Annotated in this window: 15 protein-coding genes; 11 read left to right on the top strand and 4 right to left on the bottom strand. The window is 34.0% G+C overall.

All coding sequences use genetic code 11. The features are described 5' to 3' along the window. The 4 genes from BOW57_RS01280 to BOW57_RS01265 form a co-directional block, all read right to left on the bottom strand. Positions 1–1,482, bottom strand: a complete 1,482-nt coding sequence (locus BOW57_RS01280; protein WP_129052764.1) for a glycoside hydrolase family 10 protein — start codon at positions 1,480–1,482, stop codon at positions 1–3. Between the two features lie 356 nt (positions 1,483–1,838). Then, a complete protein-coding gene (locus tag BOW57_RS01275; protein ID WP_129052763.1) occupies positions 1,839–2,657 on the bottom strand; it encodes an alpha/beta hydrolase family protein in 819 nt (272 codons plus the stop codon). 42 nt (positions 2,658–2,699) lie between these two features. Further along, entirely contained in the window at positions 2,700–5,615 is a 2,916-nt protein-coding gene (locus BOW57_RS01270; protein WP_129052762.1) for an FAD-binding and (Fe-S)-binding domain-containing protein, read from the bottom strand. Between the two features lie 149 nt (positions 5,616–5,764). After that, positions 5,765–6,514, bottom strand: a complete 750-nt coding sequence (locus tag BOW57_RS01265) for a DeoR/GlpR family DNA-binding transcription regulator (protein WP_129022747.1) — start codon at positions 6,512–6,514, stop codon at positions 5,765–5,767. 244 nt (positions 6,515–6,758) lie between these two features. Here BOW57_RS01265 and BOW57_RS01260 point away from each other — a divergent pair, with 244 nt between their 5' ends. From BOW57_RS01260 to BOW57_RS20550, 11 genes are all read left to right on the top strand, one after another. Further along, entirely contained in the window at positions 6,759–9,839 is a 3,081-nt protein-coding gene (locus BOW57_RS01260; protein WP_129052761.1) for a SusC/RagA family TonB-linked outer membrane protein, read from the top strand. A 10-nt stretch (positions 9,840–9,849) separates the two neighbouring features. Further along, complete coding sequence (locus BOW57_RS01255) at positions 9,850–11,463, top strand: SusD/RagB family nutrient-binding outer membrane lipoprotein (protein WP_129052760.1); 1,614 nt, start codon at positions 9,850–9,852, stop codon at positions 11,461–11,463. 26 nt (positions 11,464–11,489) lie between these two features. Beyond that, a complete protein-coding gene (locus BOW57_RS01250) occupies positions 11,490–12,392 on the top strand; it encodes a DUF4397 domain-containing protein (protein ID WP_089053077.1) in 903 nt (300 codons plus the stop codon). A 109-nt stretch (positions 12,393–12,501) separates the two neighbouring features. Beyond that, positions 12,502–13,701 (top strand): exo-beta-N-acetylmuramidase NamZ domain-containing protein, encoded by a 1,200-nt coding sequence (locus BOW57_RS01245; RefSeq protein WP_129052759.1) that lies wholly within the window; start codon positions 12,502–12,504, stop codon positions 13,699–13,701. A gap of 45 nt (positions 13,702–13,746) precedes the next feature. Continuing rightward, positions 13,747–14,574 (top strand): N-acetylmuramic acid 6-phosphate etherase, encoded by an 828-nt coding sequence (gene murQ / locus BOW57_RS01240; RefSeq protein WP_089053075.1) that lies wholly within the window; start codon positions 13,747–13,749, stop codon positions 14,572–14,574. A gap of 159 nt (positions 14,575–14,733) precedes the next feature. Next, on the top strand, positions 14,734–16,239 hold the full coding sequence (locus tag BOW57_RS01235; protein ID WP_129052758.1) for a sodium:solute symporter: 1,506 nt from the start codon (positions 14,734–14,736) through the stop codon (positions 16,237–16,239). A gap of 114 nt (positions 16,240–16,353) precedes the next feature. After that, positions 16,354–19,350 (top strand): glycoside hydrolase family 3 N-terminal domain-containing protein, encoded by a 2,997-nt coding sequence (locus tag BOW57_RS01230; RefSeq protein ID WP_129052757.1) that lies wholly within the window; start codon positions 16,354–16,356, stop codon positions 19,348–19,350. Between the two features lie 37 nt (positions 19,351–19,387). After that, positions 19,388–20,596, top strand: coding sequence for an anhydro-N-acetylmuramic acid kinase (locus tag BOW57_RS01225; RefSeq protein WP_129052756.1), 1,209 nt, complete (start codon positions 19,388–19,390; stop codon positions 20,594–20,596). Between the two features lie 225 nt (positions 20,597–20,821). Continuing rightward, the gene (locus tag BOW57_RS01220; RefSeq protein ID WP_129052755.1) at positions 20,822–22,093 is read left to right on the top strand and encodes an acyltransferase family protein; all 1,272 of its coding nucleotides are present in this window, start codon (positions 20,822–20,824) and stop codon (positions 22,091–22,093) included. 180 nt (positions 22,094–22,273) lie between these two features. Continuing rightward, complete coding sequence (locus BOW57_RS01215) at positions 22,274–23,131, top strand: class D beta-lactamase (RefSeq protein WP_129052754.1); 858 nt, start codon at positions 22,274–22,276, stop codon at positions 23,129–23,131. 62 nt (positions 23,132–23,193) lie between these two features. Then, on the top strand, positions 23,194–23,355 hold the full coding sequence (locus tag BOW57_RS20550; protein WP_164973654.1) for a hypothetical protein: 162 nt from the start codon (positions 23,194–23,196) through the stop codon (positions 23,353–23,355). The last annotated feature ends 338 nt before the right edge of the window (positions 23,356–23,693 follow it).

The raw sequence follows: 23,693 nt of genomic DNA, 5'->3' as shown, positions 1-23,693 counted from the left end.
TTATTTCTTTATAAATTCGATTGGAGCACTCTCCGTTTGCGTCTGACTTAAAGCGGAAACAGCATAAACATAATTTTCTAAATCAGCATTTGAAACCTCTAATTTTACGGCTGTTGTTACGTAATAAATATTCGCTGGATTAGAAAAATCGGTTATTTTTCCTTTTGGAAATTTATAAACCACATATTTCTTATCATTTATTCCTGCTTTCCATGTAAGCGTTGCATTATCTCCTTTTTGTGCAATCACAGCATTTGTCGGCACTTGCGGTTTTATTCTCGTAATCCTATTCGCTTCAGGCGTTAAAGCAATATACTTGTATTGTTTTTCGATAAGAGCATTTCTTAATGTATCTCCTTTTTTAAGAAATGAATTTGCTGTAAAATGCATCGAACCATCTATTTGAGGCATCGTGCGAATCATTTCAATCTGTTTTACAATTTGATCCGGACTTCTCCATTCTGGTTCTTTTGCCGTTTTTGAAATTTTATAATCGCCGTGACCTATATACACATTAGTTCCGTATTTGTGCGCTGCCCACCATTTTGCTAAAACTTCAAAATTAGCTCTGTCAAAACCAATGTGCCAATACAATTGCGGTGTAATATAATCTATCCAGTTTTCTTTCTGCCATTTCAAGATATCAGCATACAAATCGTCATAATTAGTAGCTCCTGCTCTGGTATCAGAACCATCTGAATCTTTTGCAATATTTCGCCAAACGCCAAAAGGTGAAATTCCGAATTCGACTTCAGGTTTATTAGCAATTATGGTATCTCGAATTTGTTTGATGATTAAATCGACGTTGTCTCTTCGCCAGTCGTCTTTATCTCTAAATTGTCGCGGTTCTTTTGCAAAAGCTTTTTCATCTGGGAACTCTTGTCCCTCGATTTTGTATGGATAAAAATAATCATCCATATGGATCGCTTGAATGTCATAATTTCGAACTATTTCACCGACTACCGAAGCAACAAAATCTCTGGTTTCTTTGTACCCTGGATTAAAATATCTTGATTTTCCATACGTCAAAAATAATTCTGGTTTCTTAAAATACAAATGAGTTTTAGCCAATACTTCTTTAACAGTATCTTTTTGCACACGATACGGATTTAGCCAGACATGAACATTCATCCCTCTTTTTCCAGCTTCATCAATCATCATTTGCAGCGGATCAAATCCTGGAGCAACGCCTTGAATTCCTGTTATCCAATGCGATGCCGGTTCTTTTGTCGACTTGTAATACGCATCGGCAGTTGGACGAATTTGAAAAATAACAGTATTCAAATTATTAGATCGTAAATTATCCAGAATGGTAATCATTTCAGATTTCATCTGCTTGTCTGACAATCCCGGTTTTGATGGCCAATCGATATTGTCTACGGTCGATATCCAAGCGGCACGCATTTCTCTTTTTGGTGATTCCTGACTGAAAAGTTTCGTTTGAAACAGTAGTATTAGGATTAGTAATTTTAGACTTTTCATAAATTATTATTTAAGATAGTTAGTGTATAATATTGTTGTTAGAAAAGGTTAACCGCAAAGATCGCAAAGAGTTACGCAATGTTCGCTAAATTATCTTTAATCTGTTTTTTTCTTTATCCTTTTTTTTCTCACGCAGATTCAGCAGATTTTAATTTGTGGAAATTCGTGTAATTAGTGGCAAACAAAAATCATTCTAATCCCTTTAATCAGTGGCTGTTTTTTTTACACAGATTTAGCTAGATTAATTCGTGGCTAAAAAACCTAACAGGTTTTGAAAACCTGTTAGGATAACCAACCAAAATATATGCGCTCTTTTTCATTTTACAACATCACAACACACAATCTCTTACTTAACTTTAATTTTTCTGATTGAAAAAATTATTAAAGAACAACAATTGAAACTTTAAAGAGTTTTCCCAATATTCTATATTATGCTGTCCTGGGCGTTCGATATAATCGTGATTTATTTTTAACTCCAGCATTTTTTTATTCAGTTCGCGATTTACATCAATAAAAAAATCATCTACACCGCAATCTATAATCAATTTCAAATGGTTGTCTTTTACCAAGTCAAGCATATTAGTAACCGTATTTTTATCCCAATTATCAGGAAATTCGGTTATAGAGCCAAGTCGCTTTTTGATATCCCACTTTTCGGGAAACGGGCGAAAATCTACACCGCCGCTCATACTTCCTGCTGCACCAAATACATCCTGATGTTTAAAAGACAAATACAAAGCTCCATGTCCGCCCATGCTTAAACCTGTTATGGCTCTAGCTTCGCGAGTTGCAACTGTTTTGTACTTTTTATCTATAAAAGGAATTAATTCATTGACAACATAAGTTTCGTATTTGAAAGCAGGATCTATCGGACTGTCAAAATACCAGCTTGAATAATTTCCATCAATGCCAATGGCAATAAAACCGTATTGATCAACTTGTTTACCAACTTCTTTAAAACTTTTTACCCAAGTAGCATAATTCCCGCTGTATCCATGAAGCAAGTACACGACTGGGAATTTCTTTTTGCTTTTTTTATATCCATCAGGAACAATTACACAGGTTTTTATGTTCTTATTCATCGATGCACTAAAAACCTGAATCGTATCAATTTTAGCCGCTTTTGCAGAAAAAAATACGAGTGTCAGAAGTAAAGTGCAGATTGCTTTTTTCATAAAATCTTGTTTTAAACTGTTAGAAGATCAAATTTGAAAAACTTATTTCAAACAATCTCTTAAAATTGTTATGGGATGCATTGCTTTTCTATTTGTCCCGTCAAAAATCTGGTGACGGCAGCTGGTTCCTGCAGCCGCAATTGCCGTTGTCGATTCCGTTGTTCTGATTTTTGGAAACAAAGTGTCTTCTCCCATTTGCATACTAATTTCGTAATGTTCTTTTTCATAACCAAATGAACCCGCCATTCCACAGCATCCTGAATTATAAATTGTAACCGAACTGTTTTTAGGTACATTCAGCATTGCAAAAGAAGCTTCAACGGTGCTTAATGACTTTTGATGACAATGTCCGTGAATCTTTATCGTTTTTGCTGTATCCGAAAATTGTCCAGAATGAATTTTTCCTTTTGTAATTTCTGCTTTAAAAAACTCTTCAACAGTAAAAACATTTTTAGACAGCCTTTCAGCACTTTCTTTATCTTTTGCCAATCGGAGATATTCATCTCTAAACGTCAATATTGCCGATGGTTCGATTCCGATTAACGGAATATCTTCAGATATTAAATCTTTGAAAATAGTCACATTTTTATTGGCAATTTCCTGCGCTTCTTCGAGAAAACCTTTTGATAAAAAGGCTCTTCCGCTTTCTTCGTGATCTATAATTATTACTTCGTAACCTAAAGCCGTCAATAATTCATAGGCATCGATACCTACAGAAACATCATAATAATTGGTAAACTCATCACAAAAAAGGTATAGTTTTCCGTTTTTAAAAGAATTATTTTCTGCTGCTTTTTTATTTTTTTCGTACCATTTTTTAAAAGTTTTGGGTGCCAAAAGCGGTACTTGTCTTTCAGGAGCAATTCCCATGCTTTTTTTAACCAAAGGTAAATTGGCAACAAAATTGGTCATTGATGGTGCAATACTTCCCAACTTATTCAATTTCGAGTTGAAAGCAAAAATTTTATTGCGAAAAGAAAATCCATTTGCTTTTTGATATTGGTATAAAAATTCGGCTTTTAAAGTTGCTACATCTACATTACTCGGGCATTCGCTGGCACAGGCTTTACAGCTCACGCACAACTCAAATACTTTATATAATTCTTCGTGGTCGAATTTATTTTCTTTTTCAGAATTGGTTAAATATTCTCTTAGTGCATTTGCTCTCGCACGAGTCGTATCTTTTTCATTTCGAGTAGCACGATAACTCGGACACAAAGTTCCTCCCGCCGAAGGTAATTTTCGACAGTCTCCAGAACCGTTGCACTTTTCGGCAGCACGTAAAATTCCTAAACTATCAGAGAAATCCTGAATGGTTTTAATTTCCGGTTCTACCCTTCCCGCTTCGAAACGAAGATTTTCATCCATTTTAGAAGCGTTTACAATTTTCCCAACGTTCAAAATGGTGTTAGGATCAAATGCTTTTTTTATTCGTTTCAGCAGTTCATAGTTTTTGTCACCAATCATAAAAGGCAGAAACTCGCCTCTTAAAATTCCGTCACCATGTTCACCGCTTAGCGAACCTTTATATCTTTTCACCAAATGAGCCACTTCTGTGGATATGTTTCTAAACTGGTGTAATCCTTCTTTTGTTTTTAAATTTATCTTCGGACGTAAATGCAATTCTCCCGCTCCAGCATGAGCGTAATAAATTGCGCTTTGCCCGTGTCTTTCCATCATCGCAGCAAAATCAGCAATATAATTTGGAAGATCACTAAGTTCAACTGCCGTATCTTCAATAGAATCGGCTGCTTTATCGTCGCCTACAATACTTCCTAAAAGTCCTAAACCTGCTTTTCGAACCTCATTTACTTTATCTATATCGGCTCCGTAAATTTTAGGTAATGCATATCCAAAGTTATTATCCTCAAGATCCTTAATCAAAGCATCGGCTTGTAATTCGGCATCTTCCATACTAATATGCGATCCTACTTCAAGCATAATAACTGCTTTTGGTTCTCCCACAATAAAAAATCGGTTTTTTGATTGTTCTCTATTCGTTTTGGTACAATCTAAAATCGTGTCATCCATCATTTCGCAAGTATATAAATGATGTTTCATTGCTGTAACTACCGCTTCTAAACTTTCATGAATGGTATGAAAATGTGCTACCACCATAATATTGTTTACTGGCGGCAAATCATCAACTTTTAAAGTAATTTCGGTTGTAAATGCCAAAGTTCCTTCGCTTCCGCAAAGTAATTTCCCTAAGTTGATTGTATCTTCTGTTCCTGAAAAAAGTTCTGATTTCAATAATGCATCAATTGCATAACCTGTATTTCTTCGGTGAATTTCAGGTTTTGGAAATTCTCTCTTAATTTCTTCCTGATTTTCTTTATTCGAAAGTTCCTTGTAAATGGTTTGGTAAATTTTATTTTCGAGCGAATCGCCTTTGGTCTTCTCTATAAATTCTGCCGAAGTCAAATCCTTAAAAACGGCAATACTTCCGTCACTTAAAACTGTTTTTAGCGCTACAATTTTATCGCGGGTAACGCCGTAACGAATTGAGGTTGTTCCTGATGAATTATTCCCCACCATTCCGCCAATCATGCATCGGTTTGTGGTTGAAGTGGTTGGACTAAAAAATAATCCGTGAGGTTTTAAATATAAATTCAATTCATCTCGAATTACTCCGGGCTGAACTGTTATGGTTTTCTTTTCGGCATCAAAAGCAACAATTCTAGTAAAATGCTTAGAAACGTCTACAATAATTCCGTTTCCAACGGTTTGACCCGCCAAAGAAGTTCCTGCGGTTCTTGGTGTTATTGAAATATTGTTTTGTGAAGCAAAGCGAATGATTTTTACAATATCTTCTTCCGTTTTAGGAATCGCAACGGCTTCAGGCATAATTCTATAAGCAGAAGCATCTGTTGCATACAGTTTCTTATGAAGATCATCATACAAAAGTGTGCCTTCTAGGGAATCGGATAATTGTTGTAATTGGAAAGAATCGGGCATTGAATGAGTTTTGTTTTTTAATACAAATGGCAAACTTTAATTTAACAAATATATACAAAAAACAAACCGATTTCATTATTTTGCGTGATTTAACAAAATAAAATCAAAATAACGCAACATAATGCATAAAAACCTAATCGAAAAGTTAGCTACAATATAAAAACGCCTGATTTTTTATATTCTTCCAACCTTGCATCTTCGGGATCCAATTCTGTTACGATAGTGTCTAATTGATTAAGATCGCAAACAACATGCGGCATTTTAGTATTTAATTTATTTGAAGAAAACATTGAAACAACTCTATCAGATGCTTCTATCATAGCTTTCTTAACAATTGAGATCTCATACCCAACTTCCGTAAGACCTTGTTTGATATTAATACTACTGGCGCCAATAAAACAAATGTCGGCTTTAATTTTAGACACAACTTGAATTACGTCCATACCAATTGTAACCATTGCGTTTTTTTGCATTTTACCGCCAATAAATATTAAATCAATATTTGGATGCTGTGACAATTGCATTGCGATTGGTAAACTGTATGTATAAATAGTCGCTTTTAAATCTGAAGGAATTAATTTTGCAAAAACCAAATTGGTACTTCCACCGCTCATTATAATAACTTGGTCATCATGCAATAATGACAATGCCTTAGTTACAATTTTTTTCTTTTCGTCTTCAGCAGAGATTGCAATATTAAAAAGATCAACAGATTTCTCTGTTACCTGAATAGCCCCGCCATACACCTTCTCCAGCTGTTTTTTACTATCCAATTCATTCAAATCTCTTCTAATTGTATCTTCTGACAAATCCAGAGCCAAAGCCAAATCTGTGGTGACAACTTTCTGTTCTTCAATGAGCTTGGTCATTATATATTTATGTCTCTCGGCTTTCAGCATATTTTGAAAATGTTAAAATTCAACACAAATATATCAAATATTTCAATTGTAGGAGGATGTTCCATAAAAAACCGCAATAGTTTGCATTTTACAGCTTAAAAAGTAAAAGCAGAAAAAATAAACACTTAAATTATGCGTTATTTTGCGGTATTTGAATAATTTTTTGAAAAAAAATACACAATCCCGCATTTATTTGAAAATATTTTCTAAATTTCGCCATTCTAACCAAAACAATTAAGCCAATATGAAAAAAAAGTATTTAGTTCTTTTACTTTTCTTTTTCGGAATACTCGCAGGTTATTCCCAAAATTCAACCGTAAAAGGTAAAGTCACAGATGGTAGTGGAAACTCATTACCGGGAGCAAACATTTTAGTGCAGGGATCTAAAGATCAAACTTCTACAGGATCTGATGGAACTTTTACGATAAAAGCACGTCAGGGTGATGTTCTTCAAGTGTCTTACATCGGTTTTAACAACAAAGAAGTTATTGTAAACGGAAATGATTTAAAAATTGTTATTTCTGAAAGTGCACAAACATTAAACAATGTAACAATTGTGGGTTCAATGGGTATTGTGCGCAATAAATCTTCTTTAGGATATGCTGTTCAGGAAGTAAAAGGTAAAGAAATTGCAGACACACAGCGTCCTAACTTTGCTACTGCATTACAAGGTCGTGTTGCAGGTTTAAATGTAACAAGTACTTCTGGTGCTCCGGGTGCTTCGGCAGCGATTCAGTTAAGAGGAGTAAATTCGCTTAGTGGAAGCAACTCTCCTTTATATGTTGTAGACGGATTACCGGTAAGCAACGAAACAATGGATCAAGCTTTGACTATTTCTAATGCTCCAAACAGAACGCAGGATTATACCAACAGAGGTGCAGATATCAACCCAGACGATATTGAATCTGTGGTTATCTTAAAAGGACCTGAGGCTGCAGCGCTTTATGGAATGCAGGCTGGAAATGGTGCAATCGTAATTACTACTAAAAAAGGTAAAAAAGGCGTTGGAAGACTTACTTATTCTACTAATACACGATTCGACAATTTATACCGTTTTCCAGAAACTCAAAAAGTATATCAAAGAGGTTCTGACGGTGTAAACAACCCAGACTATAGAAGACAATTTGGAACGGCTTACGAACCGGGAACTCAATTTTATAATAATGTTGAAAATTTCTTCAAAACTGCAGTTTCAACCAATCATAATCTTTCGTTTGAAGCAGGTACAGAAACTACTTCTTACCGATTATCTCTTTCAAACTTAGAGCAAGAAGGTGTTGTTCCGAATACAGGTTACAGCCGTTTGACTGCTAATTTAAATGCTACTGCAAAATTATCTTCAAAATTAAAATCTGAAGCTAGTTTTAGTTTTACAAAATCAGACAATCAAAAAGCAGCAAAAGGAGCTGGATCTGCTGTACAAATTCCAGGTGTAAGAGATGCAGGATATTTACTTTCGCTTTTAACATGGCCGGCAAATGATGACGCAAGCAATTATTTAAATACCGACGGAACGAGAAGAAAAATTACGACTGGTGTTTTAGATACCGAAACTGATAATCCGTTCTGGGATGTAAACAAAAACTTATCTGAAGATTTTAACAACCGTTTTGTTACCAATGTTGGATTAATTTACGACCCAACTTCTTGGCTTAACTTAACTGGCCGTGTGGGCTGGGATGTCAATTCTGCTCAAGGTTACAGAGCTATTCATCCAGAATCTGCTGCGGGAATTACTCCAGGAGGTTATATAGAATCATACTATTCTAATACTAGTAACTTAAACACTACTTTATTGGTTACTGCTAAAAAATCATTCGGAAAATTCAATACCAAACTTATGGTGGGTAATTCAGTCAATGATAATGATTTTAGAATTTTATCTACAACAGGAAGCCGTTTCTTTGATCCTAACTTCTACTCTATCAACAATACTGATGCTACAACGCAAAGATCTCAAGAGAGAATTATTCAAAGTAAAATTATTGGTTTCTTTTCTGAGGTGAGTTTAGATTATGACAAAACTGTTTATTTAACTTTAACTGGACGTGAAGACTGGACTTCTGTATTACCAGATCCGTTTTTCTATCCTTCTGTTTCAACAAGTTTTGTTTTCACAAACTTAAACGGATTGAAAAATAAAGAAACACTTTCTTATGGAAAATTAAGAGCTTCTTATGCAGAAGCAGCTAATATTCCTTCTCCTTATTCTGCACAACCCGTTTTCAATCCGCAATTAACTACAGACGGTGGTTATGCGTATGGTGTTACAGGAGCAAATGCGAATTTGAAACCTGAATTCCGTAAATCATTTGAATTGGGTACAGAATTAAAATTCTTTAACAACCGCGTTGGATTAGATGTTGCAGTTTACAGCACAAAAACAATTGATCCGATTCTAAGAAATATGCGTTTAAGCTACGGAACAGGATTCGTTGTAACTTCTGCAAACTTCGGAGATTTACAAAACCAAGGTTTAGAGATTACTTTAAACGCATCACCAATACAAAAAGATAATTTTTCTTGGAATGTAAGTGCTAACTTCAGCAAAACACGTTCTGAATTATTAAATCTTCCTTCTGTTATTTCTGAATATTATGTTTCAGACACTTGGCTTTACGGAAATGTCCGCGGCGGGGTAACAGTTGGAAATCCGTTAACGACTTTAACAGGAAATGATTATTTGAGAAATAATGCCGGCGAGCCTTTAATTGATCCAAATAGCGGTTATGCTTTAAAAGATCCAAACTTCAAAATTATTGGAGACAGAAATCCAGATTTTATGCTTGGATTACAAAATACGTTTACATACAAAGATCTTAGTTTATCATTCTTGTTAGACATTAGAAAAGGCGGCGATATTTATAATGCAACTGAATTCTATTTGTACCAAAACGGTTTATCTACTAAAACTTTAGATCGTGAACAAACAAGAATTGTAAAAGGTGTTTTAAGAGATGGTTTAGAAAACTCAGCCACTCCAACACAAAATAATATTCCGGTAAGACCAAGTGTTCAAAACGAATATTACAGAACGGGTGCTATCGACGCTGATTTTGTCGAAAAAGACATCAACTGGCTAAGAATGAGAGATATTACTTTAAGCTATAAAATGCCTTCTGAAATATTGAAAAAAACATTCATTAACGCACTTTCTCTTTATGTAACAATGACCGATGTTTTTATCATTACAAATTATACTGGAGCTGATCCTTCGGTTAATGGAACTAATGCTTCAACTGGAGGTGCTGGAGGAACAGGTTTTGACTTTGGAGTAGTTTCTACACCTAGAGGTTTGAACTTAGGATTAAAAATCGGACTTTAATTAATTGACCATGAAAAATATTAAAACATATATAGCCGCATTAGGTCTTGTAGCCACAATGATTTCTTGCAACGACTTAGAAGATATAAACGTAAATCCAAGTTTTCCTGTTGATGTTTCGGCACCAGCTTTACTGCCTCCAATCGAGCAGCAAATGGCTGTCGGATTACAATTTGACAACAGATGTTTAGGACGATACACTCAAAATTTCAGTACCGCTACGGCTGGTGCTGTAGGAAGTGAATGGGATCGTTTTGGATACCAATCAAATAGTGATACAGGTGGTGAAATCTGGAAAATGGCCTATTTTTCTATTGGTTTAAACTTAACCAAATTACAGGAAAAAGCAGTTTCAGAACAACGTCATGATATTACTGGTATTGCAAAAGTAATTAGAGCTTGGACTTGGCAGGTTGCAACAGATTATCATTCAGAATTAATTAATTTTGACCAAGTTTTTACTTCGCGTCTTTCTTTTGATTATGTTCCTCAGGAACAAGTATATGCTGAAGTGGTTCGTTTATTAAATGAAGGTTTAATAGATTTAAACCGCACTGACGGAAGTGTTTCTCAAACTTACACTGCTGGAGGAGATAAAATGTACGGCGGAGACCGCTCTAAATGGGTTAAGTTTGCTTACGGAGTTTTGGCTAGAAACTTAAACAATCAAATCAATAAAGCTTCGTACAACCCAGATAAAGTAATTGAGTACTGCGATAAATCATTGGCTTCTAATGCAGATAATGCTTTAATTAGATACAACGGAACAGTAGCTGCAGACATCAATTTTTACGGTCCTGGAAGAAATAACTTCAATACTTACCGTCAAACTGATTTTGCTGTGAGAACAATGGACGGAACTCTTTTTGGAGGCGCAAAAGATCCTAGAATCTCTAGAGTTTTAGCACCGTCTGTAGGTCAATCTGAATTAGCTCCGGCATCTTCCACAAATCCAGATCCGAGTAAATATACTTTTAATGGAAACCCGTTAAATACTACAGCTTCTACAGTTGCGACAAACGTAAGCAGAATTCCAAATATTTATGGAACGTATACTGCAGGAACTATTACAACTCCGGGAAGATATATTTTTAGAGATAAAGCGAATTTCCCTTTAATGACGTATTCAGAAATTCAATTTATTAAAGCTGAAGCTGCTTTTATAAAAGGAGACAAAGCTATGGCTTTAGATGCTTACAAGAAAGCAATTGACGCCAATATCGATTTTGTAAATTCAAATACTGTTGTAAGTACAATTTTCCCTATTACATCGACAATTACTGCTGCAGAAAAAACAGCATTTTTAACCAATGTAAATATTGTTCCAACGGCTGCAAACTTGACAATCAGCCAGATTATGCTTCAAAAATATGTAGCTTTATTTGGTTACGGAATGCTAGAAACTTGGACAGATTTGCGTAAATATCATTATAATCCAGATGTTTACAGAACAATGAATTTTACACCAAACGGAGGTTTATTTGTTGACAATAATGGAAATTTACCATACAGAGTTCGTCCGAGATTTAACTCAGAATATGTTTGGAATTTTGATGCTTTAAAAGCGATTGGAGCAGATAAGGTAGATTACCATACTCAAGAAATGTGGTTTTCTAAAAAGTAATTTCTTAAAAACTAAAAATCTATTAGATGAAAAATATATTTAACACCATAAAAAAGTCAATTATTCCAATTCTTGGAGTGCTTGCATTTACATCCTGCGGCGACGAAAACGACCAGACTCCCTATCAGAGTAAAGACGGAATTGCAAATGCTTCTAACGTAAAATTTATTCACGCAGCTGTTGGCCCAAATGGAACTAATTTTCAAATTAATTATTTTACAGGAACTGAAAAAATTTCGGCTGTAAGTTCTACAACCGGAGTGCAAATCGGCATGAGTTATGGCGCTCAATATCCAGTACCAATCAATTATGTTTTGATGAAACCGGGTACACAGCCTTTAAGCGTTTTGACGCCTGCAACTCCTGCAGTTAGCATTTTCAATGGAAATATTACAACTGAAACGGGGAAATATTATACGAGTTTCTTAGTATCAACACCGCCGTCTGTTACGCCGCCGGTATATTCTCTTTATCAATTAAATGATGATTTAGCTGTTGCTGATTTAGACAAGACTAAAGCCTATATTCGTTTTATAAATGTTATCAGCAATTCGGCACCAGCAGGTTATGATTTGGGATTAATTAAAGAAACATCAACTATTGGTGCAACGCCGGTTACCACAAAAGAAGTTTATACTTATAGAAATGTAACATTTAAGGGCGGTAACGAAAAATACATTGCTATTGAGCCGCAAGATCCAATAGACACAAGAGGGTATCAATTGCAGGTTCGTGTTGCAGGTTCTCCAACAAATGTTCCTGGAACAACTACAGGAACTACAATTGCGAATCTTGCCAATTCACCGGCAAATACTGCTTTTGTTCCTAGAGCGGGAAGAGTTTACACAATTTATTGCAGAGGAATTATCGGTGGATTACCATCTGCAACTTTAAATGCTCCATCTGTTACTTTCATAACAAATAAATAAGCTTAAAAATCGAACCACTTTTTGATTAAAGTGGTTCGATTTAATTATCCTATTTTGTTTTTTTTCCTTTATTAAGCGTAATTTTAATTGTAATTTAAACTTTTGTATTATGTTTCAATCCCTTAAAAAAATCACTTTTATTCTATTTTTAATCGTTTCGAATGCTTCGAATGCAAATTCATCAACAGGAACTATTAAAAATAAAATCAATGATATCAGTAATGAAATAAAAACAGGAGCTGATAATTTCGAAAAATATATTCCTTTATTAAAGGATAAAAAAGTTGGCATTGTTACCAATCAAACTGGTCTTTTATCGAACAAAAAACATGTAGTAGATTTTCTATTAGAGAAAAAAATAAACATTCAAACCATCTTTGCACCAGAACATGGCTTTAGAGGAACTGCTGATGCGGGAGAACACGTAGTTGACGGAAAAGATTCTAAAACGGGATTATCGATTATCTCTCTTTACGGAGACAATAAAAAACCTAAACCAGAACAATTATCTGGAATTGACGTCATGGTTTTTGACTTACAAGATGTAGGCGCGCGATTCTACACTTACATTTCATCTTTACATTATGTAATGGAGGCATGCGCTGAAAACAATGTTCCGCTTATAATTTTGGATCGACCAAATCCAAATGGCAGAATTGTAGACGGGCCTCTTTTAGAAAAAGAATTTACAAGTTTTGTAGGTATGCACCCTATTCCGCTGCTTCACGGAATGACTATTGGCGAATATGCAAAAATGATCAATGGAGAAAAATGGCTTAAAAATGCAGCGCAATGTAAACTAACCGTAATTCCTTGCGTTAATTATAACAGAAAAATGGATTATAGTTTATTGGCAAAACCATCTCCAAATTTGCCAAACGATCAATCTATAAATCTATATGCAAGTTTGTGTTTGTTTGAAGGAACAAATGTAAGCATGGGACGCGGAACGGAAAAACAATTTCAAATTTATGGCTCGCCTTATTTGACAAAAACAAATTTCAGTTTTACTCCAAAACCAAATTTTGGAGCCAAAGATCCTGTCTATAATGGCGTAGAATGTTTTGGCGAAGATTTGACATCTTATCCTAAATTACAACAATTGGAATTGAAATGGCTGCTTAAAGCATATCAAAATACCAGTGATAAAACTAAATTCTTTAATCCTTTTTTCACAAAACTAGCAGGAACTAAGAAATTACAACAACAAATTGAAAGCGGCGCTTCTGAAGATACTATCAGAAAAAGCTGGGTGAAGGACTTAGAAGCCTTCAAAAAAATGAGAACGAAATATCTGATCTACCAATAAATTTTAATGCAGTAAAGAAAAATTAAAAATTAAAAAAAATCAAAAATGTCAAAAGCAAATCCAGATACAGAAAGAGAATCTCTTTACTCAAATTTAGATAAAATGAGTACCAACGAACTGCTTTCAAATATAAATAATGAAGATAAAAAAGTAGCAGCTATTGTTGAAGAACAAATTCCGAACATTGAAAAATTAGTCGATGCAATTGTTACAAAAATGAAACTTGGCGGAAGACTTTTTTATATTGGAGCAGGAACGTCAGGGAGAATTGGAGTTTTAGATGCTTCTGAGTGTCCTCCTACTTTTGGAGTTCCAGACAATTGGATTATTGGTATTATCGCCGGTGGAGATTCTGCTATTAGAAAAGCAGTAGAAAATGCCGAAGACGATGTCGATCAAGCATGGAGAGATTTATCTGCTTATGATATTTCGAGTTTAGACGTAGTGATAGGAATTGCAGCTTCTGGAAATACTCCTTACGTTATTGGCGGATTGAAAAAAGCACGTGAAAACAAAATCATAACCGGCAGTATTTCTTGCAATAGCGGCAGCTTGATTTCTAAACAAGCAGATCATCCTATTGAACTAATTGTAGGACCAGAATTCTTAACAGGAAGTACTAGAATGAAAGCAGGAACTTCTCAAAAATTAGTCTTAAACATGATTTCAACATCAGTTATGATTAAACTAGGAAGAATTTACGGCAACAAAATGATCGACATGCAGTTGTCTAATAAAAAATTAGTTCAAAGAGGTGTAGAAATGATCGTTGAAGAACTGCAGATTGATGAAAAAACAGCTTCTGATTTATTAAAAAAACACAAAAGCGTAAGAGCGGTTTTATTAGCTCAGAATAAAAATCTGGAAATCTAATAACCAAACTATTCAAATCTTTTATAGATTTATACAACTAAAAGTTTAAACCTAAACCTAACAGCTTTTATAGTCTGTTGGGTTTAATCTAGAAAGCAGTACTGATTTTTAAACTTTAAGTCTCCCTATTCACAGAACCAAAACCACTAAAACTATAAAATGACACCAAGCACCATCCTCCTTCTTATTATCATTTATTTCGGAACATTATTCTATATCTCGCATAAAGTGAGCAAAAAAGACAGTGGAAATGATGCCTTTTTTACGGCTAATAAAAACTCAAAATGGTACTTAGTTGCTTTTGGAATGATTGGAACTGCTCTGTCAGGAGTAACTTTTATATCAGTTCCCGGAGAAGTTGGAGCAGTAAGCGGCGAGCAGTTTAAATATTTTCAGTTTGTATTGGGGAATGCAATAGGTTTTATAATAATTACAAAATTGTTATTACCGCTATATTACCGAATGAATTTAACCTCCATTTATGGCTATATTGAGCAAAGAATGGGCGTTTACAGCTACAAAACGGCAGCTTTAATTTTCTTGATAAGCAGAACCGTAAGCTCTGCTTTCAGACTTTATTTGGTTGTTATTGTATTGCAGCGATTTGTATTTGATTTTTATAATATTCCTTTTGCATTTACGGTATTCATCTCATTAATTCTTATTTTTTCGTATACCTATAGAGGCGGTTTAAAAACCATAATTATCACAGATACTTTACAAACATTTTTCTTGGTAACATCAGTTTTTCTTACCATTTATTTTATTTGCGACCGCATGGATTTAAGTGCCGTTGGAGCATTTGAAGAAGTTAAAAACAGTAACTACTCTAAAATATTCTTTTTTGATGATTTTATGGGAAGTAAATTCCATTTTATAAAACAAATAATAGGCGGAATGTTTGTGACTATTGCGATGGTTGGATTGGATCAGGATTTAATGCAAAAAAACCTGAGCTGTAAAAATATTGGTGAAGCACAAAAAAACATGTTTACGTTTACAGGAATCTTTGTTATCATCAACATTTTCTTTTTAAGCGTTGGAGCCTTGTTATATATTTATGCTGATAAAAATGGAATCGCAATTCCAACTGACTTAATTACAGGCAAACCAAGAACTGATTTACTTTTTCCTGAAATTGCACTGAATCATTTAGCTGTAGTTCCCGCTATTGTATTTTTACTTGGAATTATTGCTGCTACTTTTGCGACAACAGATTCAGCTCTGACTGCATTAACGACTTCTTTTTGTGTTGACTTTCTGGGAATGGACAAAGCCGAAAACAACAAAAAAAACACTGTAAGAACAAGACATTTAGTACATATTAGTTTTTCAATTCTGATTTTCTTTGTAATCATTATTTTCAATACTATCAATGACAGCTCAGTTGTTGGAATGATATTTAAAGTTGCCTCTTATACTTATGGCCCGCTATTAGGTCTATATGCTTTTGGATTGTTCCAAAAATCAAGACATGTAAATGATAAATTAGTTCCTGTACTATGCTTACTATCTCCTTTCTTCACGTATTTAATCAATGAAAATTCGAAATTATTATTTTCAGGATATGTGTTTGATAATGAATTAATAGTGATAAACGGATTAATAACTTATCTAGGATTATACCTGACAAGTTCACGAAGCAGCGAGAAAATATCTTTTTAAACTATATAAAAAGCAAGCCTAATTTGCTAAATAAAATATAAGCTCACCCATTGAAAATCATCTTTTAATGGGTAGAAGCTAATTAAAACCCATTCGTTCAAAACAAAATATATTATGAAAAATTACTTCATAAGAATCAGCCTATATGCCGCATTTCTTTTTTTGATTACCAATTGTGCTTCTAAAAAAAACACCGCAATTACAGCTGTAAAAACAGATATTCCTGTAAAAGACACAGTTGTTTACAAAGCTAAGCCTGTATCTGAGAAAAAAACTTTTTTTAAAGATTCTGATAAAGAAACGGCTTGGGTTGATAGTATTTACAATAAAATGTCGGCGAGAGAAAAAATAGGTCAGCTCTTTATGATTTCCGCTTATTCAAATAAAGATTCCCTGCATACAAAAGAAGTCAGTGCCTTAATTCAAGATTATAAAGTAGGAGGATTAATTTTTTTTCAGGGCGGACCCGTTCGTCAGGCAAAATTAACAAACTTGTATCAGTCAAAATCAAAAGTACCTCTATTCATTGCTATTGACGGCGAATGGGGATTGGGAATGCGTTTAGATTCAACTTATATTTATCCTTGGAACATGACTTTGGGAGCTATTCAGGATTTGAGTTTAATTGAGAATGTGGGACGAAATATGGCGAATGAAAACAAACGTATCGGAATTCATTTCAACTTTGCTCCTGTTCTAGACATTAATACCAATCCGAAAAATCCAATTATTGGCAACCGCTCTTTTGGCGAAGACAAAGTTAATGTAAGTAATAGAGCCATTGCTTTAATGAATGGTGTGCAAGGTCAAGGTGTTTTTTGCACAGGAAAACATTTTCCGGGACATGGCGATACATCTGTAGATTCTCACAAAGCATTACCTCTAATTGATTTTTCGAAAGAACGACTTGAATTGGTTGAATTATATCCGTACAAAAAAACTTTCGACGAAGGTTTAGTTTCTGTAATGGTGGCACATTTAAACATTCCAAGTTTAGAGCCGCAAACGAACATTCCCTCTTCGGCTTCTTATAACATTGTAACTAATCTGCTTCAAAAAGAATTAGGCTTCAACGGTTTGATTTTTACTGATGGTTTAGCAATGAAAGGCGCTACTGATTTTAAAGGTCCCGGCGATTTAGAAATAGCTGTTCTTCTTGCTGGAAATGATATTTTTCTGGGTCCTGACAATGTGCCCGAAGCTTTTCAGAAATTAGAAGAAGCTTATACTCAAGGTGTAATTACAGAAGAACGTTTAGCGCATTCGGTAAAAAAAATATTGCATTATAAATTTAAAGCCGGATTAAACAAGTACAAACCGATCGATATGAATAATATCAACGGTGATCTTAATCCAGTACAAAATGACGCTTTGCATTATAAACTTTACGAAAATGCGATTACGGTTTTAAAAAATGAAAAAGAAATTCTACCTATCAAAAACCTAGATCAAAAAATAGCGTATGTAAAACTAGGCGATGATGTTAACAGTACTTTTGTAACTACTTTAAAAAAATATACTGAAGTTACAGAAGTATCAAATACTAATATTGACAGTTTAAATCAAGAACTAAAAAATTACGATACTGTAATTATTGGTTTTCATAAACTAAATAAAACTTGGGAAAAGCAGAATTTCACAGATACTGAATTGCTTTGGTTACAAGAAATCGCTAAACACAACAAAGTAATTTTGGATATTTTCACAAAACCTTACTCGCTGTTACCTGTCACTAATTTTGATGATATTGAAGGATTAGTTGTTTCGTATCAAAACTCAGCTATAAGTCAAGTTGTTTCTGCAGAAATACTATTTGGTGCTGTCGATGCAAAAGGAAAACTGCCAGTATCTATTAATGATTCATTTAAGGTAAATGATGGCTTATCTACCGAAAAAATAAACCGTTTAGGCTTTACAACTCCAGAAAATGTGGGAATGAATTCTGCTGTTTTATCTAAAATAGATGCGATTGCCCAAAAAGCAATTGACGGAAAAATGACTCCCGGAATGCAAGTATTGGCTGCCCGAAAAGGAAAAGTTTTTTTTCAGAAATCATACGGTTATCAAACCTATGACAACCAAAAAAAGGTTACCAATTCAGATTTGTATGATGTTGCTTCCATTTCGAAAATGATTTCTACACTGCCAAATGTGATGCAATTGTATGATAAAAACAAAGTAACTTTAGATACTAAACTAAAAGATATGGTGCCGTTTTTTGCACATACAAATAAAGAAAACATCATTTTCAAAGATTTATTAACGCATTACGCAGGACTGCAGGCTTGGATTCCATTTTACAAAGCAACACTAGACAACGAAGGAAAACCCTCTGCAAAATACTATCGCAAAACAGCGGATTCTAATTTTTCGACAAAAGTTGCAGACAGTCTTTTTATTCGAAATGATTATCACGACACCATCATGAAAATCATTGCAAAAAGTCCAGTAGCCGCTAAAAAAGAATACAAATACAGTGATTTTACTTTTATAATTTTGAAAGAATATTTAGAAAAGAAAACACATAAAAAGCTTGAAGATCTAAGTAAAGAAAACTTTTTCAGTACACTTGGCATGAATAATACACTTTACAATCCGCTAAATAAATTTGATAAAAACAGCATCGCTCCTACTGAAATAGATACTTATTTTAGACATCAGCTTATTCAGGGATATGTCCACGATATGGCTGCCGCTATGGAAGGCGGAGTTGCTGGTCATGCAGGAATTTTTTCTAACGCTATGGATGTTGCCAAAATGATGCAGCTGTTTCTACAAAAAGGAAATTACGGCGGTAAACAGTATTTTTCTGAACAAACATTTGATGCTTTTAACACTTGTTATTATAAAGACAAAGGAATTCAGAGAGGTCTAGGTTTTGACAAAAGAGTTGGAAAAGGCGGACCAACTTGCAGTTGTGTTTCTGAGTCAAGTTTTGGTCATACCGGTTTTACTGGAAACATAGCTTGGGTTGACCCAGAAACAGAAATTGTTTATGTATTTTTATCCAATAGAACTTATCCAGAAGTTGTAAATGATGAGAATAAATTATCTAAAGGAAAAATCAGAGAAGATATTCAAAAGATAATTCAGGAAGCTGTTATCAAATAAGGAACATTTCTATTTAGTTAAACTAAAAAAAAAGATCATGAATACAAATTTAGAATCACTGTATGAAATAGCAAAAAAGCCATCCCGAATTATTATTGGGTTAATGTCTGGTACATCATTGGATGGTTTAGATGTGGCTTTATGTAAAATTTCTGGTTCTGGAGAAACTACTGAAGTTCAATTATTAGAATTTGACACAGTCGATTATTCAGAAGAAATAAAATCAGAAATCAGAAGCGTATTTGCAAAACCTACTATTGATTTTCAGAAACTAGTTTTATTAAATGAGTGGATCGGGATTCTTCATGCTAATATGATTCTTGATTGTTTAAATCGTTGGAAAATTCCAGCTTCAAAAGTTGATTTAGTAGCGTCGCATGGGCAAACCGTTTTTCATGCTCCAAAAATCCTGCATCAGTTAGAAAACTTTACAAACGGTACTTTACAAATTGGCGATGGAGATCATATCGCCGTAAAAACTGGAATCATAACTATTTCTGATTTTAGACAAAAACATATAGCTGCGGGCGGCGAAGGTGCACCGTTAGCTGTTTATGGAGATTATTTTTTGTTTAGTAAAAAAGGTGAAAATCGTATTATGCTTAATATGGGCGGTATTGCCAATTTTACTTTTTTACCTTCCAATCATAATCCCGAAGAGGTTTTTGTAACGGATACAGGAACAGGAAACACTTTAATTGATGCTTTTACCAGACTTTCATTCCCTGATAAAGCGTATGATAAAGATGCTGAAATTGCAAAAAAAGGAATTGTAAATCTATCTCTTTTAGAAGCTTTAAAAGCTGATGATTTTTTCCAAGCGCCTTTTCCAAAAACCACAGGACCAGAGCTTTTTAGTATTGAATATGTGAGAAACGCACAAACTAAAAGCGGTACAGAAAACATTTCTATTGAAGACTTATTAGCGACTTTAACGCGATTTAGTGCCGAAACGATAGCAGAAGCAATAAATTCGACAATCAGCAATACAACTTATCCAATAGAAAGTTTTACTATTTATATGTCCGGCGGAGGCGCTCATAATCCGTTGTTGACAGGCTGGCTGAAAGAACTGCTGTCTTGTACTTTTACTAATACTGATTCGCTGGGAATTTCGGGCGATGCAAAAGAAGCAATCTTATTTGCCATTTTAGCAAATGAAACCGTTTCTGGCGGAACCTCTGATTTTGGATCTCGCAAAAGAATTCCATCAGTATCAATGGGAAAAATCTCTTTTCCATCATAAAAAATACTCTAAAAGTCTACCGTATGAACACAAATATTAAAAACAATTTTGAACACAAATTTCACTAATTACCACTAATTTGTTTGTGAAATTAATTTCACAAACAAGATTAACCTATTAAAATTAGTGACAATTAGTGCAATAGTGTTACTTTTTATAATTGTGTCCACACAGCAGCTTTAAAAGTTCTCTTTTAAACAATAAACCAAACCAAAAACCAACCCAATGACAAAAGAACGTTTAACCTCACTGGATGTATTTAGAGGATTTACAATTTTATTAATGACTATTGTCAATAATCCTGGAAGCTGGGCTTCAATTTATCCGCCTTTAGAACATGCTGAATGGCACGGCTGCACTCCTACTGATTTAGTTTTTCCGTTTTTTGTTTTTATAATGGGAACTGCGATACCTTTTGCAATGCCAACAAAGCATTTTGATGCAGCTGTATTCAATAAAATTTTGGTTCGTTCTCTACGAATTTTCTGTTTGGGATTATCTCTAAACTTTTTCAGCAGAATACACTTATTTGATTTAGAAGGAATTCCATTATTACTCGTTCGATTAGCCATAACTTTTGCCGTTGCTTATGCTCTTTTAGGAAACTTTACTTTAAAGGTTAAAACCTATCTTGTTTTTGGAATTTTTACGTTGATGATTTTTCTAGCATACAGCAAATTAGAAGCTTTTGAAGATGTTAGAATTCCAGGCGTTCTTCAACGAATTGGTATTGTTTATTTCTTCGCTTCGTTATTGTATTTAAAAACAAATTTAAAATCACAGCTTTTAATTGTCGCTTCGATATTAGTGGGGTATTATATTTTAATGGCTTTTGTTCCCGTTCCCGGAATTGGCGCTGCCAATTTTGAAAAAGAAACTAATCTTGCAGGATGGTTAGATAATTTAGTTTTAAATGGGCATTTATGGAGCGTTTCTAAAACTTGGGATCCTGAAGGAATTTTAAGCACTCTGCCGGCTATTGGTACAGGAATACTTGGAATGTTTATTGGGCAGATTTTAAACTTACAAATTTCTAAAACTGAAATCATAAAGAAACTTGCCATTTCAGCAGTTGTTTTGTGGGCTCTTGGTTTACTTTGGAATATTATTTTCCCAATAAACAAATCGCTTTGGACAAGTTCATACGTCTTATATACGGCTGGAATTGCAACAATATGCTTAACCTTGCTGTATTATATTATAGATGTTGCCAATTATAAAAAATGGACAAAATTATTCTTGATCTGGGGCGTAAATCCAATGATTGTGTTTTACTTTTCGGGTGTGATTCCAAGAGTAATGAGTTCTATAAAAATGCAAAGCCCTGATGTAACTGGAGAAGAAATCAATCTTCAAACCTTAATTTACAAATTTTGGATTGTGCCTTGTTTTGAGAATCCATTGAATTCTTCACTGGCTTATGCCATCTCATATGCTATTTTCTGGTCATTGATTTTATGGGTTTTCTATAAAAAGAATTTGATTTTTAAGGTGTAAGAGTCTTTGTTTTTTGCCACGAATTTCACAAATTTCCACGAATTAAATTATTTAAATGAATAATCATTTACTTAATTAGAATAAAAAATTAGTGTCAATTCGTGAAATTAGTGGCAAAAACTTTTCACAAAACCCCATCTGAGACTAAAAAAAGTCCGTGTACTATTTTAAAAGAGCAAAATGAATTTGAAACAATTATTTACAGGATTTCTTATTTTAGGGTTTCTATTTTCTTGCTCATCCAATCTAAAAAAAGGGGATCACACGATTATATCCAACCACGATAAAATTGTCATACGATCCGATTTTAAAAAATATTTTGACAACTGCAATGTTGAAGGCTCAATTGCCATTTATGATAACAATAATCATACATGGTTTTTATCTGACACTATCGGCACCAAAAAAGAAACACTTCCTGCATCGACTTTCAAAATTATCAATCTGCTTATAGCATTAGAAACAAATACTATTTCCAGCGAAAATGACATCGTAAAATGGTTGGGAACTACAGATACTATAAAATATGGTTATCGCCCTGAGATTTACCATGACATAACAGTAAAAGAAGCTTTTGAAGTTTCTGCCGGCTGGGCATTTGTGGAGTTGGCAAAGAAAATTGGAAAGGATAATTACAAAAAATACTTATCATTGTGTCATTACGGAAATCTCGATCTGTCGCAAACGGATGCTGATTTTTGGAATTTTGGCAACTTTAAAATTTCACCCCTTAATCAAGTCGAATTTCTAAAAAATCTTTACGATGAAAAGCTTCCATTTTCGAAACGGAATATGCAAATTGTAAAAAAAGTAATGCTGACAGAACAAAACAGCGACTACACTATTTATTCAAAAACAGGCTGGACGAGAGAAAACGAAATCAATACCGGATGGTGGGTTGGCTATATTGTAAATAATAATGGTGCTTATTTTTTTGCAACACGTCTTTTGCAAGATCGAAAAATTAATAGTGCTTTCGGAAATTGCAGAAAAGATATAACGAAATCTGTTTTTAAGGATTTAAATATCGTTAAATAAATTCAGCTTTACAATCCGCCTAATTTCCTTTGTGAGTTTATAAATCTAAAAAAACAATGGTAATGAACACTCCCATTCCTGCAACTTTCGTCGTTGTTAATCAGCGCTGGAACTTGTGCTGCATTTCCTGTAAAATCGAATTGACTGTTATATATTGGGGGAAAACAGTTGGGGCAATAAAATTTTCTACGGTTACCACAGCAGTTCCTAACGCTGAAAAATAAGGCAGCAAAAACATCTCAATTTGCTGCATATACGAGGTTTTTCAAATTCGGATATTGCTTCGGCAAAACTACTCTAGAAAGAATTCATACTATAAAAATTGAGGGGGACAAATGGGGGACATTTTCATCTAGAAATCTAACAAAATCAATACATTCTGTTTTTAGGTTTAACAGACGATTCTTTTTTGTTATTTTTACGTTCCCAAAAACAAAAACCACAACTAAGAAAAAATGTTTTCAAAGAAAATCTACTGCATCATTTTAGTCTTTTTTTGCCTTTCTATTAAAAGCACAAAACGCTCCTATTCAAATTTCTTTTTCCGAAAATGAAATTAAAA

This window comes from Flavobacterium sp. YO64 (assembly GCF_004119505.1).
Lineage (GTDB): Bacteria > Bacteroidota > Bacteroidia > Flavobacteriales > Flavobacteriaceae > Flavobacterium > Flavobacterium oncorhynchi.
Note: the sequence above shows the minus strand (reverse complement) of the source record. Positions and strands in the feature narration are given on the sequence as shown.